The 14,624-nt window shown below is 71.6% G+C and carries 12 protein-coding genes and 1 riboswitch; of the genes, 5 read left to right on the top strand and 7 right to left on the bottom strand.

Going from position 1 to position 14,624, the window contains the following annotated elements:
* Positions 1-10 precede the first annotated feature (10 nt).
* From ACFTZC_RS20195 to gcvT, 7 genes are all read right to left on the bottom strand, one after another.
* Positions 11-1,201, bottom strand: a complete 1,191-nt coding sequence (locus ACFTZC_RS20195; RefSeq protein ID WP_382891517.1) for an alpha/beta hydrolase family protein — start codon at positions 1,199-1,201, stop codon at positions 11-13.
* A 77-nt stretch (positions 1,202-1,278) separates the two neighbouring features.
* Positions 1,279-2,247, bottom strand: coding sequence for a LysR family transcriptional regulator (locus ACFTZC_RS20190; RefSeq protein WP_382891515.1), 969 nt, complete (start codon positions 2,245-2,247; stop codon positions 1,279-1,281).
* A gap of 66 nt (positions 2,248-2,313) precedes the next feature.
* Complete coding sequence (locus ACFTZC_RS20185) at positions 2,314-3,402, bottom strand: phosphotransferase family protein (protein WP_382891635.1); 1,089 nt, start codon at positions 3,400-3,402, stop codon at positions 2,314-2,316.
* 251 nt (positions 3,403-3,653) lie between these two features.
* Positions 3,654-5,051, bottom strand: coding sequence for an L-serine ammonia-lyase (locus tag ACFTZC_RS20180; protein ID WP_382891513.1), 1,398 nt, complete (start codon positions 5,049-5,051; stop codon positions 3,654-3,656).
* A gap of 121 nt (positions 5,052-5,172) precedes the next feature.
* Positions 5,173-6,441: a serine hydroxymethyltransferase gene (gene glyA / locus ACFTZC_RS20175; protein ID WP_382891511.1), complete on the bottom strand. Its 1,269-nt coding sequence runs from the start codon at positions 6,439-6,441 to the stop codon at positions 5,173-5,175.
* Positions 6,442-6,507: 66 nt separating this feature from the next.
* Complete coding sequence (gene gcvH, locus ACFTZC_RS20170) at positions 6,508-6,885, bottom strand: glycine cleavage system protein GcvH (RefSeq protein ID WP_382891509.1); 378 nt, start codon at positions 6,883-6,885, stop codon at positions 6,508-6,510.
* Positions 6,886-6,987: 102 nt separating this feature from the next.
* Positions 6,988-8,127: a glycine cleavage system aminomethyltransferase GcvT gene (gcvT, locus tag ACFTZC_RS20165; RefSeq protein WP_382891507.1), complete on the bottom strand. Its 1,140-nt coding sequence runs from the start codon at positions 8,125-8,127 to the stop codon at positions 6,988-6,990.
* Positions 8,128-8,273: 146 nt separating this feature from the next.
* Positions 8,274-8,371: riboswitch (glycine riboswitch) on the bottom strand.
* Positions 8,372-8,617: 246 nt separating this feature from the next.
* Between gcvT and ACFTZC_RS20160 the strand changes: the two genes are divergently transcribed.
* From ACFTZC_RS20160 to ACFTZC_RS20140, 5 genes are all read left to right on the top strand, one after another.
* Positions 8,618-9,340 (top strand): AAA family ATPase, encoded by a 723-nt coding sequence (locus ACFTZC_RS20160; protein WP_382891505.1) that lies wholly within the window; start codon positions 8,618-8,620, stop codon positions 9,338-9,340.
* 89 nt (positions 9,341-9,429) lie between these two features.
* Positions 9,430-10,164, top strand: a complete 735-nt coding sequence (locus tag ACFTZC_RS20155; protein ID WP_382891633.1) for an enhanced serine sensitivity protein SseB — start codon at positions 9,430-9,432, stop codon at positions 10,162-10,164.
* Between the two features lie 292 nt (positions 10,165-10,456).
* On the top strand, positions 10,457-11,251 hold the full coding sequence (locus tag ACFTZC_RS20150) for an enhanced serine sensitivity protein SseB C-terminal domain-containing protein (protein ID WP_382891503.1): 795 nt from the start codon (positions 10,457-10,459) through the stop codon (positions 11,249-11,251).
* A 359-nt stretch (positions 11,252-11,610) separates the two neighbouring features.
* Entirely contained in the window at positions 11,611-12,609 is a 999-nt protein-coding gene (locus ACFTZC_RS20145) for an ABC transporter permease (protein WP_382891501.1), read from the top strand.
* Positions 12,610-12,651: 42 nt separating this feature from the next.
* Entirely contained in the window at positions 12,652-14,412 is a 1,761-nt protein-coding gene (locus tag ACFTZC_RS20140) for an ABC transporter substrate-binding protein (protein ID WP_382891499.1), read from the top strand.
* The last annotated feature ends 212 nt before the right edge of the window (positions 14,413-14,624 follow it).

Raw genomic sequence — 14,624 nt, 5'->3', positions numbered from 1 at the left:
GCGTGCCGGTTCACGGACGGTGGAAGGCCACCTCCGGGTAGGCGGCGGACTCCCCGTCCAGCAGTGGACGTGGTACGTGGCGCAGGTGGCGGTCGAAGAAGGCGGCGAGGTACTCCCGGACGATCGCGTTCGCCCGGTCCGGCGGGAGCGTGGCCCCCGTGGGGTCCTCCAAGCCGAGCTGGTCGATCACCGCCGAGACATCCGTGAACGAGGTGACGTGCGCCGAGCCGGCGACCGTCAGCCAGCGCTTCCAGCCGTCCAGCCGCTCCCAGGTGGTGTCCCAGCTCGTGTCGCCGCCGCCGGGACGGTGCAGGCTGTCCGTGCCCAGCAGCAGGAACGGGCGCCCGGCGACCCCGGCGCCGGGCGCCTTCTGGTGGAAGCTGCCGTCCATGTTGACCCCGGCCAGGACGCGCGGGTCGTCGGACATGGTCTGCTCGGCGGAGTCGCCGCCGATGGAGTGCCCCGCCATGCCGATCCGGGATCGGTCGATCAGCCGGGCGCGCTCCCACGCGGGCCGCGCGCCGGTCAGCCGGTCCAGCAGGAAGGAGACATCGGCGGAGCGTACGTCGGCCACGGCCGGCTTCCCCTCCTCGCCGCGCACCTCGCACGCGACGCAGGAGGTGAAGGAGCCGTCGGGCCAGCTCGTACCGAAGCTCTCGTACGCGTGGTCCACCAGCGCGACGACGTAGCCGCGGCTGGTCAGGTCCTCCGCGAGGAGCGAGAGAGTGAGCCGGGAGAGGGAGAAGCCGGGCGAGAGCACGACGAGCGGATGGCGCCCCGGCAGCGCCCGCGCGTCCAGACGGGAGTGGACCCGCGTCGCGCTCATCGGCTCGGCGAGGGAGCCGGGGACACCGTTGTTCACCAGGAAGGCACGGGCCTCGTCGGCCGTCAGGTACGGCGCCGGGCGGCCGGTGCCCGGCGCGGCCGGGTAGTACATCGACACCATTAGCCGGCGCGGCCCCGACTCCGGCACCCATGGATCGGTACGGGCCTGGTCCACCAGGCTCAGGGTGTCCCGGCCGACCCCGTACGGGCCGGTGGGGCGGGGCAGTTCGGCACCGGCCGCAGCAGGGGAGGCGGACACGGCGCCGGGCGCGGGGGCCGCGGCGGCCGTTCCGGCGGAGAGCGCCGGGAGGCCCGGGGCGGCGAGGGCGAGGATCAGGGCGGCGGAGAGGGCGTGGGCGCGGGTTCTCTTCGCCATACCGGGAGAGACGACCGGGGCACGGGCGCAGTTGCCGTACTCCGGGGGAAGCCGGGGTGACCGGGGTGTGCGCGGGGTCAGTTGTCCTGGTGCGGGCGTCCCGGCCCGGCGGCGCGCAGGGCCCATGCCGGGGTCCAGATCTCCGGCGCGGTGAGGCGGGGGCGCGCGGCGGCGGTGAGGTGGTCGCGGAGTGCGGTGAGGGCCGGGTGCGGATTGTCCGTGCGCCAGACCAGGCAGTGCGGGTAGACCGGGGTCGGATCGCGCAGGGGGATGCGCCGCAGATCGTGGCCGGCGGGCCGGACGAGGGGGGTGCGCTCGCTGAGGAAGGTGCCCAGCGTCGCGGAGTCCGCGATCGTGCCGAGCAGCGCCTCGACGCCGAAGTCGGGGCCGATGGCGTCGACGGTGAGCCCGAACGCGGCGGCGAGTTCGTCGTAGTACGCGGCCCACTCCGTTCCCGACCGGTTGGCGGGCATCCAGATCCGCCGGCCCGCGAGCTGGGCGGGGGTGACCGCGTCGGCGGCGGCGTACGGATGGGCCGACCCCGTGACGAGCTGGAGCGGCTCGTCGAGGACCGGGGTCGCCTCGACCCCTTCGGGGAGCGGCAGTCCGGGCATGGTGACGGCGCGGAACGTCGCGTCGATCGTGCCGTCGCGGACCGCCGCGAACGCCTCCTCCGCGCTGTACAGGGTCATGACATCGAGTTCGGTCCCGGGATGCGCGCCGTGGAAGTCGCGCAGCAGCCCCGCCGTGGCGACCCGCCGGCCGATCACGTCGACGCGCAGCGGGCGGCGCCCCGGCCGTACGGAGGCGGCGGCCCGCTCCTCGGCCCGCAGCAGCGCGCGGGCGTGCGGCAGGAACGCCTGCCCGTCGATGGTGAGCCGGGCCCCGCGCGGCGCCCGGGTGAAGAGCCGTACGCCGAGCTGCTTCTCCAGCGCGGCGACGCGCTTGGACACGGCCTGCTGCGTGATCGACAGGCTGTCCGCGGCTTCCTGGAACTGGCCCGCGTCCGCGGCGGCGACGAAGGTGCGTACGGCGGTGAGATCCACGGCCGCCAAGCTAACAGCACAACCAGCAGTTGTGGCGCCGGGGCGAAGCCCGGTCCGGTTCGGCGCTCAGGAGGCCGGCCCGGCCCCGCCCAGGGCCGCCAGCTCGGCGCGCAGCAGCCCGCTCACCTGGCGGTCCCTGGCCTCCTGCGCCGGGCCGGAGAAACCTCGCGGCACCACCTCGACCAGCATGATCAGATAGAGGTAGCAGCGGTAGAGGGCGAGCCGCCGCCGGGTCCCGTCGTCGAAGTCGACCCGGCCGCCCGCCGCCCGGTATCCGTCGAGGAACGCCCCGTCGCGCTCGATGTCCTCGAAGAGGGCCAGCGAGACCAGCTCCGCCAACGGGTCGCCCCAGAAGGCGCGTTCACCGTCGATCAGGCCGCTGATCCGGTGCGGCCCGTCCGGGGCGGCGCGGTCGACCAGGATGTTGCCGTCCCAGAGGTCGAAGTGGACCAGGACCGGCGTGGTCACGGCGTCGAGCGGATCCGCCGCGGCGTGCACCGTCTCCCGGATCCGCTCGGCGGGCTCCGGCAGCGGCGCGCCGAACACGGCCGCGTCGGCCAGGACCGTGTCCACCATGGCGAGGAACGCGGCGCGCCAGCCCGGCGGCGAGGCGAGGGCAGCGGCCTCCGGCGCCCCATCGGTCCGCAGGACCCGCGCGGCCTCCGGGAGCTGCGCGGTCTGCGGGTAGCCGAACGCCGGGCCCGTCACCTCGTGCAGCGCCGCCACCAGCCCGCCCAGCTCGCCGCGGAGCCCCGCCCGCTCGTCCTCCCCGATCCGCTCGTGCGCGGCGGACCAGTTGGCGCCCGGCAGGTCGGTCAGCACCAGGAAGTCGGTGTCGATCAGCTCGCGGGAGAAGTCCGCGTACACCACCTCGGGCACCGGCACCCGGCCCGCCGCGGCCGCGTAGAACAGGCCCTCGGTCCGCATGATGCCGCGCTCGTAGCCCAGCGTCGGCATCGCCGGATCGGGCGCGATCTTGAGTACGAGACTGCCGTACCCCGGCGCGTCCTCGCTCAGGTGAACGCGGTAGACCGTGTTGAAGGTCGCGTCCTCCAGCTCGGTGAGCGAGCGCACCAGGCCGGGATCGACGCCCGCCGCCGCGAGCATCCGGTGGAACTGCCGCTCCCCGGGGCGTCGTTTGTGCAGATTGTGCATATTGTTCACGTGTCTGCCTTTCCGACGCGCGGACCGCGTCCGGCGGGCGGGCAGGGCGGTAACGCGGAGGGTACGTCCATGGCTGTCCTCATGACCCTTCCGAACTGCCCCTCAGGGGGTGCGGACGCGTGTGCGCGTGCCGAGCGTGCCGAAAAGTATCCGGGAGCGCTTCCAAGGGTCAAGTGCGCCTCGGGAGAAGGGAGTTGCGCGGAATCCCTCGGAGGTCGTTCACCTGTCCGCCGCGGGGTTCCTCAGCACTCGATGATGTTCACCGCGAGCCCGCCGCGCGCCGTCTCCTTGTACTTGACCGACATGTCCGCGCCGGTCTCCTTCATCGTCTTGATGACCTTGTCCAGGGAGACCTTGTGGCTGCCGTCCCCGCGCAGCGCCATCTTCGCCGCCGTGACCGCCTTCACCGCCGCCATGCCGTTGCGCTCGATGCACGGGATCTGGACCAGGCCGCCGACCGGGTCGCAGGTCAGGCCCAGGTTGTGCTCCATGCCGATCTCGGCGGCGTTCTCGACCTGTTCCGCGGAGCCGCCCAGTACCTCGGCGAGGGCGCCCGCCGCCATGGAGCAGGCCGAGCCGACCTCGCCCTGGCAGCCGACCTCGGCGCCGGAGATGGAGGCGTTCTCCTTGAAGAGCATGCCGATCGCGCCGGCCGCGAGAAGGAAACGGACCACGTTCTCGTCCTTCTCCTCGGCCGTCGCACCGCCCGCCGCGAAGTTCATGTAGTAGTGCAGGACGGCCGGGATGATGCCCGCCGCGCCGTTGGTCGGGGCCGTGACGACGCGGCCGCCCGCCGCGTTCTCCTCGTTCACCGCCATCGCGTACAGCGTGATCCACTCCATCGCGTGGGCCTGCTGGTCGCCCTCGGCGCGTAGCTGGCGCGCCGAGTGGGCCGCGCGGCGGCGGACCTTGAGGCCGCCGGGGAGGATGCCCTCCCGGGACATGCCCCGGGAGACGCACGCCTGCATGACCCGCCAGATCTCCAGCAGCCCGGCGCGGATCTCGTCCTCCGTGCGCCACGCCTTCTCGTTCTCCAGCATCAGCGCGGAGATGGACAGACCGGTGTCGGCGGAGAGCCGCAGCAGTTCGTCGCCGGTGCGGAAGGGGTACTTCAGCACGGTGTCGTCCGGCTTGATCCGGTCCTCGCCGGGCGCGCCCTCGTCGAGCACGGACTCGTCGACGACGAAGCCGCCGCCCACCGAGTAGTACGTCTTCTCCAGCAGTGGCGCGCCCTCGGCGTCGTACGCGGCGACCGTCATGCCGTTGGCGTGGAACGGCAGGGCCTTGCGGCGGTGCAGCACCAGGTCCCGGTCGGCGTCGAAGGCGATCTCGTGCACGCCGAGCAGGCTGAGCCGGCCGGCCGCGCGGATCCGTGCCACCTGCTCGTCGGCGCTCTCCACGTCGACGGTGCGCGGCGAGTCGCCCTCCAGGCCGAGGAGTACGGCCTTCGGGGTGCCGTGGCCGTGCCCGGTCGCGCCGAGCGAGCCGTACAGCTCGCACCGTACGGACACGGTGTGGGCGAGCAGGCCCTCGTTCTTCAGGCGGCGCGCGAACAGGCCCGCCGCGCGCATCGGGCCGACCGTGTGGGAACTGGAGGGGCCGATACCGACCGAGAACAGGTCGAAGACCGAGATGGCCACGGTGGTGACTCCTTACAAGGCGGTCGTACGGCGGAGAGGCCGCCGCACGGGGGCGAGGCACCGCACCGCACCGGCCCGGGGGTGGTGGGCCCGGTGTGCGCGGTGCCCCGCACAGCAGTTGTTACAGGCCCGGGTAGAGGGGGTGCTTCCCGGCCAGCGCGGTGACCCGGGCGGCCAGCGCCGCGCGGTCGAACTCCGGCTTCAGCGCCGCCGCGATGATGTCCGCGACCTCGGTGAAGTCCTCGGCCGTGAAGCCGCGGGTGGCCAGCGCCGGCGTGCCGATCCGCAGACCCGAGGTGACCATCGGGGGGCGCGGGTCGTTCGGGACGGCGTTGCGGTTGACGGTGATGCCGACCTCGTGGAGCCGGTCCTCGGCCTGCTGGCCGTCCAGCTCCGAGTTGCGCAGGTCGACCAGGACCAGGTGGACGTCCGTACCGCCGGACAGGACGGAGACGCCCGCCTCGGTCACGTCCGGCTGCACCAGGCGCTCGGCGAGGATCCGGGCGCCGTCCAGGGTGCGCTGCTGGCGCTCCTTGAACTCGTCCGTGGCCGCCACCTTGAAGGAGACCGCCTTGCCCGCGATGACATGCTCCAGCGGGCCGCCCTGCTGACCGGGGAAGACCGCCGAGTTGATCTTCTTCGCCAGTTCCTTGGTGGAGAGGATCACGCCCCCGCGCGGGCCGCCGAGGGTCTTGTGCGTGGTGGTGGTGACGACGTGCGCGTGCGGCACCGGGTTGGGGTGCAGCCCGGCCGCGACCAGACCGGCGAAGTGCGCCATGTCGACCATCAGGTACGCGCCGACCTCGTCCGCGATCCGGCGGAAGGCCGCGAAGTCGAGCTGACGGGGGTACGCGGACCAGCCGGCCACGATCAGCTTCGGGCGGGACTCCTTGGCGAGCCGCTCGACCTCGGCCATGTCGATCTGGCCGGTCTCGCCGTCGACGTGGTACGCGACGACGTTGTAGAGCTTGCCGGAGAAGTTGATCTTCATGCCGTGGGTGAGGTGCCCGCCGTGGGCGAGGTTCAGACCCATGATCGTGTCGCCGGGGGAGAGCAGCGCGAACATCGCGGCCGCGTTCGCCTGGGCACCCGAGTGCGGCTGTACGTTCGCGTGCTCGGCGCCGAAGAGCGCCTTCACCCGGTCGATGGCGATCTGCTCGACCACGTCGACGTGCTCGCAGCCGCCGTAGTAGCGGCGGCCGGGGTAGCCCTCGGCGTACTTGTTGGTCAGGACGGAGCCCTGGGCCTCCATGACCGCGACCGGCGCGAAGTTCTCCGAGGCGATCATTTCGAGGGTGGACTGCTGGCGGTGGAGTTCGGCGTCGACAGCGGCGGCGACGTCGGGGTCCAGCTCGTGGAGTGAGGCGTTCAGAAGCGACTTCGAAGACATCACGGTCCCTGGGGTGTCTTGGTGCGGGGTCGTCCGGGTGAGCTGCGTCACGTCAGTTGCCCGGGGTCAGTTGCCGGAGAACGTCGTGTATTCCTCGGCGGTGAGCAGGTCCTCCGGCTCCTCCGTGACGCGTACCTTGAACAGCCAGCCGCCCTCGAAGGGCGCGGAGTTCACCAGCGAGGGGTCGTCGACGACGTCCTGGTTCGTCTCGGTGACCTCGCCGGTCACCGGGGCGTACAGATCGCTGACGGACTTGGTGGACTCCAGCTCTCCGCAGGTCTCGCCCGCGGTCACCGTGTCACCGACCTCGGGAAGCTGGGCGTACACGACATCGCCGAGGGCGTTGGCCGCGTACTCCGTGATACCGACCGTCGACACGCCGTTCTCGGCGGCCGTCAGCCACTCGTGCTCCTTGCTGTAGCGAAGCTGCTGGGGGTTGCTCATGACCTGAATTCTCCTGTACGCGAGGGTGTGGTGCGGAACCGCTGTCTTGCGGACCGAGACGGGACGGACGCGGCGGGCGTCCGTATCACTTCCGGTGCCTGATCACTTCTGGCGCTTGTAGAACGGCAGCGCCACGACCTCGTACGGCTCGTGGGAGCCGCGGATGTCCACGCCGACCCCCGCCGTACCGGGCGCGGCGTGCGCGGCGTCCACGTACGCCATCGCGATGGGCCGGCCCAGGGTCGGCGACGGGGCGCCCGAGGTGACCTCGCCCACGACGGCGCCGTCGGCGACCACCGGGTATCCGGCGCGCGGGACGCGGCGGCCCTCGGCGATCAGGCCGACCAGCTTGCGCGGCGGGGCGGCCGCGGCGCGCTCGGCGGCCGCCGCCAGCGCCTCGCGGCCGACGAAGGCGCCGCCGTTCGACGTCTTGTCGAACTTCACGACCCGGCCGAGGCCCGCGTCGAACGGGGTCAGGGCGGTGGACAGCTCGTTCCCGTACAGCGGCATGCCCGCCTCCAGCCGGAGGGTGTCGCGGCAGGAGAGCCCGCAGGGCACCAGGCCCACGCCCGCGCCGGCCTCGGTGAGCGCCTGCCACAGCCGCTCGGCGTGGCGCGGCTCGACGAAGAGCTCGAAGCCGTCCTCGCCGGTGTAGCCGGTCCGCGCGATCAGGGCGGGCACCCCGGCGACGGTGCCGGGCAGGCCCGCGTAGTACTTGAGCCCGTCCAGGTCGGCGTCGGTCAACGCCTTCAGGATGCCGGGCGACTCCGGGCCCTGGACGGCCAGCAGCGCGTACGCGTCCCGGTCGTCCCGTACGGCGGCGTCGAACCCGGCGGCGCGGGCGGTGAGCGCGTCCAGGACCGTCCCGGCGTTGGAGGCGTTGGCGACGACCAGGTACGTGTCCTCGCCGAGGCGGTAGACGATCAGGTCGTCCAGGATCCCGCCGTCCTCCTGGCAGATCATCGTGTACCGGGCGCGGCCCATCGCCACGGCGCCGATGTTGCCGACCAGCGCGTGGTCGAGGAGACGCCCGGCGTCCGGCCCCGTGACGGTGATCTCGCCCATGTGGGAGAGGTCGAAGAGCCCGGCGCGGGTGCGGACCGCGGTGTGCTCGTCGCGCTCACTGCCGTAGCGCAGCGGCATGTCCCAGCCCGCGAAGTCGGTCATGGTCGCGCCCAGCGCGCGGTGCGTGGCGTCGAGGGCGGTACGGCGGGGGGTGCTGCTCGGGGGGACATGGCTCATCGGTGTGGCTCCCAGGGTATGACTACGAGGACGATCCTCCCCATCTGTCATCGGAACCTGAGAGGTTCATCACGACCCCGCGTACTGAGGTCATGACTTGCACCTTGGGTGGGGCCGTGACGACACGGCCCGCTTTTCAGATCTGCCTCGTCCGCGCGGTACGGGGCCTGAGAGATTCAAGGGAGGGTCTTGCTCCTTCGGCGCCCGGCGCACAGGGCGACCGGGACTCTCCCGCGCGGATTCGAACGGCCGGTATGGAGTTGGCGGGCACATCATCGCACGGGGTGCGGCGGGACGGCGCGGCCGGTCGGCAGATCGCCGGTACAGGTGAGAGGCTTGCGGGACATTACCAAGTCTTTACACTTCATGGGCAAGAGACATGGGCAGGCCGGACGGGGCGGCCACCGGCCGGGCCGACGGGGCGGACCGGCCCGGCCGGGCAGGCCGGACCGACCGGGCCGGCACGGACTGAGCTGACAGGGGGACGGCGATGATCTCGCAGGGGTCCGGCGCGTGTGCCACGACCGCGGGCGTGCCCGCACAGCAGGGGGCGGGCGCGCTCGGCGAGGGCCCCGCGGGGGTGGCGGCCCCGGCCCCGCCGGCCCCCGCCGTGCGCGACCTGCGGGGGCTGGGGCCGGGCCGGGGGCCCGACGGGCTGGTCTTCGACGCCGGGGACCTGGTGGTCGTCTCCGGGCTGCCCGGCAGCGGCAAGTCCACGCTGATCCGGCGGGCCGCCGAGGGCGGCGGCATCGACTCCCAGGACGCGCGGGACCGCTGGGCGCGGCGGATGCCGTCCGTACTGCCCTACGCCGTCTACCGCCCCCTCGTACGGACGGCGCACTACGCGGGGCTGCGGCGCGCGCTGCGCTCGGGCGCGAGCCCCGTCGTGCACGACTGCGGTACGCAGACCTGGGTACGGCGCTGGCTCGCCCGGGAGGCCGTCAGACGCGGGCGCCGGCTGCATCTGCTCGTGCTGGACGTGCCGCCGGAGACCGCCCGTGCGGGCCAGCGCGAGCGCGGCCGCGGCGTCTCGGGGTACGCCTTCGCACGCCACCGCGGCGCGGTCCGCCGGCTGCTCGCCGCGGTGGCGGCGGGCCGGCTCCCTCAGGGGTGCGCCTCGGTGGTGCTGCTGGACCGGGACGCGGCGGGCGGTCTGGAGCGGATCGCGTTCTTAGACGCACCGGTCCTGGGCTCCGCGCCGGGAGCGGAGTGACCCGCGCCACGCTCCACGGCATTAGGGTGCTGGGTGCTGCGGCAGGGTCCTGAGCGGACCCGGTGTACTGGGTGGAGGGGTAACACGTGGTGAACACGGCATGGCCGGGGAACGAGCTGGAAGAGGTCCTCAGCGCCTCGCTCGGCAACGACGCGGCGGGCGGGCGGCTGGTCGAGGTCCTCGGCCGCAGCGAGATCTGGGTACCGCTGCCCAACGGGGGCGGACCCGACAGCCCCTCGCTCGACTTGCCGACGGTCGAGATCGACGGCGCACCGTACGTCCCGGTGTTCAGCTCGCACCAGCAGTTCCTCCAGTGCGTCGGCGAGCACATGGCGTTCACCGTCGCGCCGGCCCGTGACTTCGCCCGCGGGCTGCCCCCGCAGCTCGGCATCGCGGTCAACCCCGGCGGTGCGGTCGGGGCGCCGCTGCCGCCGCTCGCCGTCGCCGAGCTGTGCCGGGTGGGGCGTACCCCGCTCGACGGGCCGGCCAGCGGGGGCCGGGTCAGGCTCTTCGAGCCGGACTGGCAGGAGGACCCGGTCGACTTCCTCTCCGCCGCCGCGGCCGAGTTCGGCGCGGCGGGCACGGTGGCCACCGCCCGGCGCGCGCTCGCCAGCGTCGAGGGCGAGCCGCCGGTGCTCTTCATCGGCGTCCAGCTCTCCTCCTGGGAGGCCGCCGACCGCAACGCCCCGATGGACGCGCTCGGCCGCGCCCTGGGCCGGGTGCCGGTGGCCTGGCCCGTCAACCTCCTGCTGCTGGACCTGACGCAGGACCCGGTCGGCGAGTGGCTGCTGGCGAAGGTCCGGCCCTTCTACGAGCGCGCGTGAGCGGAAGGGCCGGAAGGGTACGACCGGCCGGGGCGGGTATGAGCCGTAGTCGCGGGCACGTCTCCGCTCCGGCCACGGCACACGCGGCAGGAACCAGCCGTACCGCACCGCCCCGCCTATGCGGCACGCGCACCCGCCGTCAAGTCGGTGTCAGGCCAGCCGCCTAAGCTGGTTGGATGGCTGGACCGGCGTACCGCCCACGCGGCGGGCGCGCTCCGCGGGTCACGGGGCACCCCGGGTGGCGCCGGGGGGAGCGGGACGAATGGTGGATCTAAGAGGGGCGGGACCCAGAGTGAGCGCGTCAGGCACCGCGGCGGCCGGGCAGGTCGAGCACATGCTGCGCCAGGTGACGCCGGGACGGTACGACGCGTACGAGGCGCTGCTCCAGGCCCTCGCCGACGAGAGCGTCTGGATGCTGCTCTGGCACGGCAGGGCCGGTTCGCCCGACGCCCAGTACGGCAACATGGAGGTCGACGGGCTGGGTTACGCGCCCTGCGTCACCTCCGCCCACGAGCTGTCCGCCAGCGGCTGGACCCGCGCGCACGAAGTGGTCTCCGGCCGCGACATCGCCCGTGCCCTCTACCCGGACCGCTGGGGGATCTGGCTCAATCCGCACGCCCCCGGCGGCGGCCTCGGCATTCCGTGGCTGGATCTGCGCCGGATCGCCACCGGCCTCGACCGGATGCCCGCGGGCCCGCTGCGGCTCTCCGAGCCGGCCATCCAACTCCCGCAGTTCTACGCCCTGCTCACCCAGAACGCGCACCGCACCCCCGCCGTACGGTCGTTGCGCCGCGCCTGGGTGCAGCCCGCGCTGGGCGCCCCGTACCTGGCGATCGGGCTCGACCTGTACGACACGAGCCCGGTCTCCGTCGACTCCGTACGCGCGATGATGCGTCAGTCGATCGCCGCCGTCCCCGACGGGCTGCCCGTCTCCACGGTCGCGATGTCCGACGAGTACGACCCGGTCGCGATGTGGCTGCGGGTCAACTCCCGCCCGTTCTACGACCGGGAGGCGCACGCGGCGCACGCGGCGCCCGTCCAGTCCTCCGGTTACGGCTATCCGCCCCCCGCCTCTCGCGCATACTGAATCCGCCACGGGGGAGACAACAAGTGGGTCAAACATGCCCGTTCTGGTCGAATCTGACGGGTCGATGACCGATGTCGTCCGCTGAGGCGTCAGAGGTGTCCGTATAACGGTAACCCTCTGATCGCATCACGGTTGAGCAACCATTCTCCTGTGGGGCTGGCATGTGATCGCGATAGGGCTGAAGACTCCCTCCAGCAGGTGGCATCGGCACGTATGTGCGACAGATGTGTGGGCGACGCGCTGACAGAAGCGGATCTCCCGAACCGGGGGGACCACCGTGCGACATCAATGAAGCGAACGAGCCGCTACAGCGGCGGTCACAGGCCGGCCACCGTCGGCCGAGAGGGGTCTCCAGCGCAATGACGGCACCTATCGAGACCACCGGTCCGGCGGCGAAAGCGCAGCCGGAAGCGGTGCTGGAAGGCGCCGGGGGCAAGCAGATCGAGGGCCGCTCGCTCGGCCGGATCGCATGGACGCGGTTCAAACGGGACAAGGTCGCCATGGCGGGCGGCGTCATCGTGATCCTGCTGGTCCTTGTCGCCGCACTCTCCAAGCCGATCCAGTCGGTCTTCGGCCTTGACCCCAACGCCTTCAACCAGGACCTCGTCGATCCCGTGCTGCTCGCGCCCAAGGGCAGCTTCGGCGGCATGAGCTGGGACCACCCCCTGGGTGTCGAACCGCAGACGGGCCGGGACATCCTGGCCCGCATCATCGAGGGCTCCTGGGTCTCCCTGGTCGTCGCGGCCGGGTCCACGCTGCTCTCCGTCGTCATCGGTGTCGTGATGGGCGTCGTCGCCGGCTTCTACGGCGGCTGGGTCGACAGCGCCATCAGCCGCATGATGGACACCTTCCTCGCCTTCCCGCTGCTCCTCTTCGCGATCTCCATCTCCGCGTCGCTCCAGGGCAAGGTGTTCGGGCTCGAAGGGCTCTCGCTGCGCATCGCCGTACTCATCTTCGTGATCGGCTTCTTCAGCTGGCCGTACATCGGCCGCATCGTGCGCGCGCAGACCCTCAGCCTGCGTGAGCGGGAGTTCGTGGAGGCGGCCAGATCGCTCGGCGCGCGCGGCCCGTTCATCCTCTTCCGGGAGCTGCTGCCCAACCTGATCGCGCCGATCCTCGTCTACTCGACGCTGCTGATCCCCACCAACATCCTCTTCGAGGCTTCCCTGAGCTTCCTCGGCGTCGGTATCGCCCCGCCGCAGTCCTCATGGGGCGGCATGCTGTCCACCGCGGTCGACCTGTACCAGGTCGACCCGATGTTCATGATCATTCCTGGCATGGCGATCTTCATCACCGTGCTCGCCTTCAATCTGCTGGGGGACGGTCTGCGTGACGCACTCGACCCCCGTGGCAAGTAATCGCGGCCCGGCCGCACCATCGATCGAGGGGGCTTTCCTCAGGTGAACAGCAGAAAGACAGCATCGGCCATAGCCGTCACGCTGGCGTTGGCGCTCGGTGCGACCGCCTGCGGCAGCGGTGACAGCAAGGACAAGGACGGCAATGGGGGCGGCAGCGCGAAGGCCGATGCCGGACTGAGCAGCATCGTCAACGCCAGCACGAAGAAGGGGGGCACGGTCACGTACGAGCACTCCAGTGGCCCCGACTCCCTGGACCCGGGCAACACGTACTACGGCTGGGTGCAGAACTTCTCCCGCCTGTACGCCCGTTCGCTGGTGACGTTCAAGCCGGCCGCCGGCAAGGAGGGCCTCACGGTCGTCCCCGACCTGGCGACCTCCCTCGGCAAGGCCAGTCCGGACGCCAAGACCTGGACGTACACGCTCCGTAAGGGCGTCAAGTTCCAGGACGGCACCGAGATCACCTCGGCCGACGTCAAGTACGCCGTCGAGCGCTCCAACTTCGCGCCCGAGGCCATGTCCAACGGCCCGACGTACTTCAAGGCGTACCTGGACGGCGGCGACAAGTACAAGGGTCCGTACAAGGACAAGTCGCCCGAGGGTCTCAAGTCCATCGAGACGCCGGACAAGTACACGATCACCTTCAAGCTGAACAAGCCGTTCGCGGACATGGACTACCTGGCCGCGTTCTCGCAGACGGCCCCGGTCCCGCAGAAGGCCGACACGGGCGCCGAGTACGTCCAGAAGATCGTCTCCTCGGGCCCGTACAAGTTCGACTCGTACAGCGAGAGCCGCGGCGCGACGTTCTCCCGGAACCCCGAGTGGGACCCGGCGACGGACCCGATCCGCAAGGCGCTGCCCGACAAGATCGAGCTGAAGTTCAACGTCAACGCCACGACGGTCGACGAGCACCTGCTCAGCGACACCATCACGGCGGACATCGCGGGCACCGGCCTCCAGTCGAAGACGCAGCCGAAGGTGCTCGTCAAGCCGGCCGAGAAGGCCCGGACGGACAACCCGTACGCGGGCGCGCTCCAGTACCTGGCGATGAACGTCAACGTGAAGCCGTTCGACAACATCGATTGCCGCAAGGCAGTGCAGTACGCGATCAACAAGGCCGGTGTGGTCGACTCCATCGGCGGTGCGGTCAAGGGTGACCCCGCCACCACGATGATCCCGCCGTCGGTCGCCGGCTACAAGAAGTTCGACCTGTACCCGACGCCGGGCAACAAGGGTGACGCGGCCAAGGCCAAGGATCACCTCACCAAGTGCGGTCAGCCGAACGGCTTCAAGACCTCGCTCACGGCGCGTTCCGACCGCCCCGACGAGGTCCTGGCCGCCACGCAGATCCAGCAGAGCCTGAAGGCGATCGGCATCGACGCCGACATCAAGCAGTTCCCGGCGGACAAGTACTTCACGGACTTCGCGGGCTCCCCGAAGTGGGTCCACGACAACAAGGCCGGCCTGATGATGATGGCCTGGGGTGCTGACTGGCCCACCGGCTACGGCTTCCTCGACTCGATCGTGAACGGCGCGGCCATCAAGCCGTCCGGTGGCACGAACCTGATGGAGCTGAACGACCCGAAGATCAACAAGGCGCTGACCGACGGTATCGGCACCGTCGACGCCACCGCTCGTGGTGAGAAGTGGGCCGAGGTCGACAAGCTGGTCCTGGAGAACGCGTCCGCGGTGCCGCTCTTCTACAAGAAGAACCTGCTCTACCGCCCGGACTCGGCCACCAACGTCACCGTCGCCGAGTCGTACCTCGGCATGTACGACTACGTGCTGATGGGCTCGTCCAAGTAAGTCCCCGGGACCCGCGGACCAGTAGGCCCGTGGTCTCCTCGGAGCACGTTCCGTAACACATTCAGTAGCACCTGTTACATCAATCAGCACCCCCCGAAAGGCAGGTGAAGGTGTCGGGGGGGGGGGGGGGCCCCCCCCCCCCCCCCCCCCCCCCCCCCGGCGGGGGGGGGGGGTAAACGACGCCGCCGAGTAAGGCCCGGGGGTGTGGTGGG

It is taken from the genome of Streptomyces sp. NPDC056987 (genome assembly GCF_042673865.1).
Taxonomy (GTDB): domain Bacteria; phylum Actinomycetota; class Actinomycetes; order Streptomycetales; family Streptomycetaceae; genus Streptomyces.
This window is presented reverse-complemented; position numbering and strand designations above follow the sequence as displayed.

Bases quoted from the DNA above. Each gene is read 5' to 3' on its own strand.
- gcvH (WP_382891509.1), bottom strand. From the start codon at position 6,885: ATGAGCAACCCCCAGCAGCTTCGCTACAGCAAGGAGCACGAGTGGCTG.
- ACFTZC_RS20160 (WP_382891505.1), top strand. From the start codon at position 8,618: ATGATCTCGCAGGGGTCCGGCGCGTGTGCCACGACCGCGGGCGTGCCC.
- ACFTZC_RS20195 (WP_382891517.1), bottom strand. From the start codon at position 1,201: ATGGCGAAGAGAACCCGCGCCCACGCCCTCTCCGCCGCCCTGATCCTC.
- ACFTZC_RS20185 (WP_382891635.1), bottom strand. From the start codon at position 3,402: ATGCACAATCTGCACAAACGACGCCCCGGGGAGCGGCAGTTCCACCGG.
- ACFTZC_RS20145 (WP_382891501.1), top strand. From the start codon at position 11,611: ATGACGGCACCTATCGAGACCACCGGTCCGGCGGCGAAAGCGCAGCCG.
- gcvT (WP_382891507.1), bottom strand. From the start codon at position 8,127: ATGAGCCATGTCCCCCCGAGCAGCACCCCCCGCCGTACCGCCCTCGAC.
- glyA (WP_382891511.1), bottom strand. From the start codon at position 6,441: ATGTCTTCGAAGTCGCTTCTGAACGCCTCACTCCACGAGCTGGACCCC.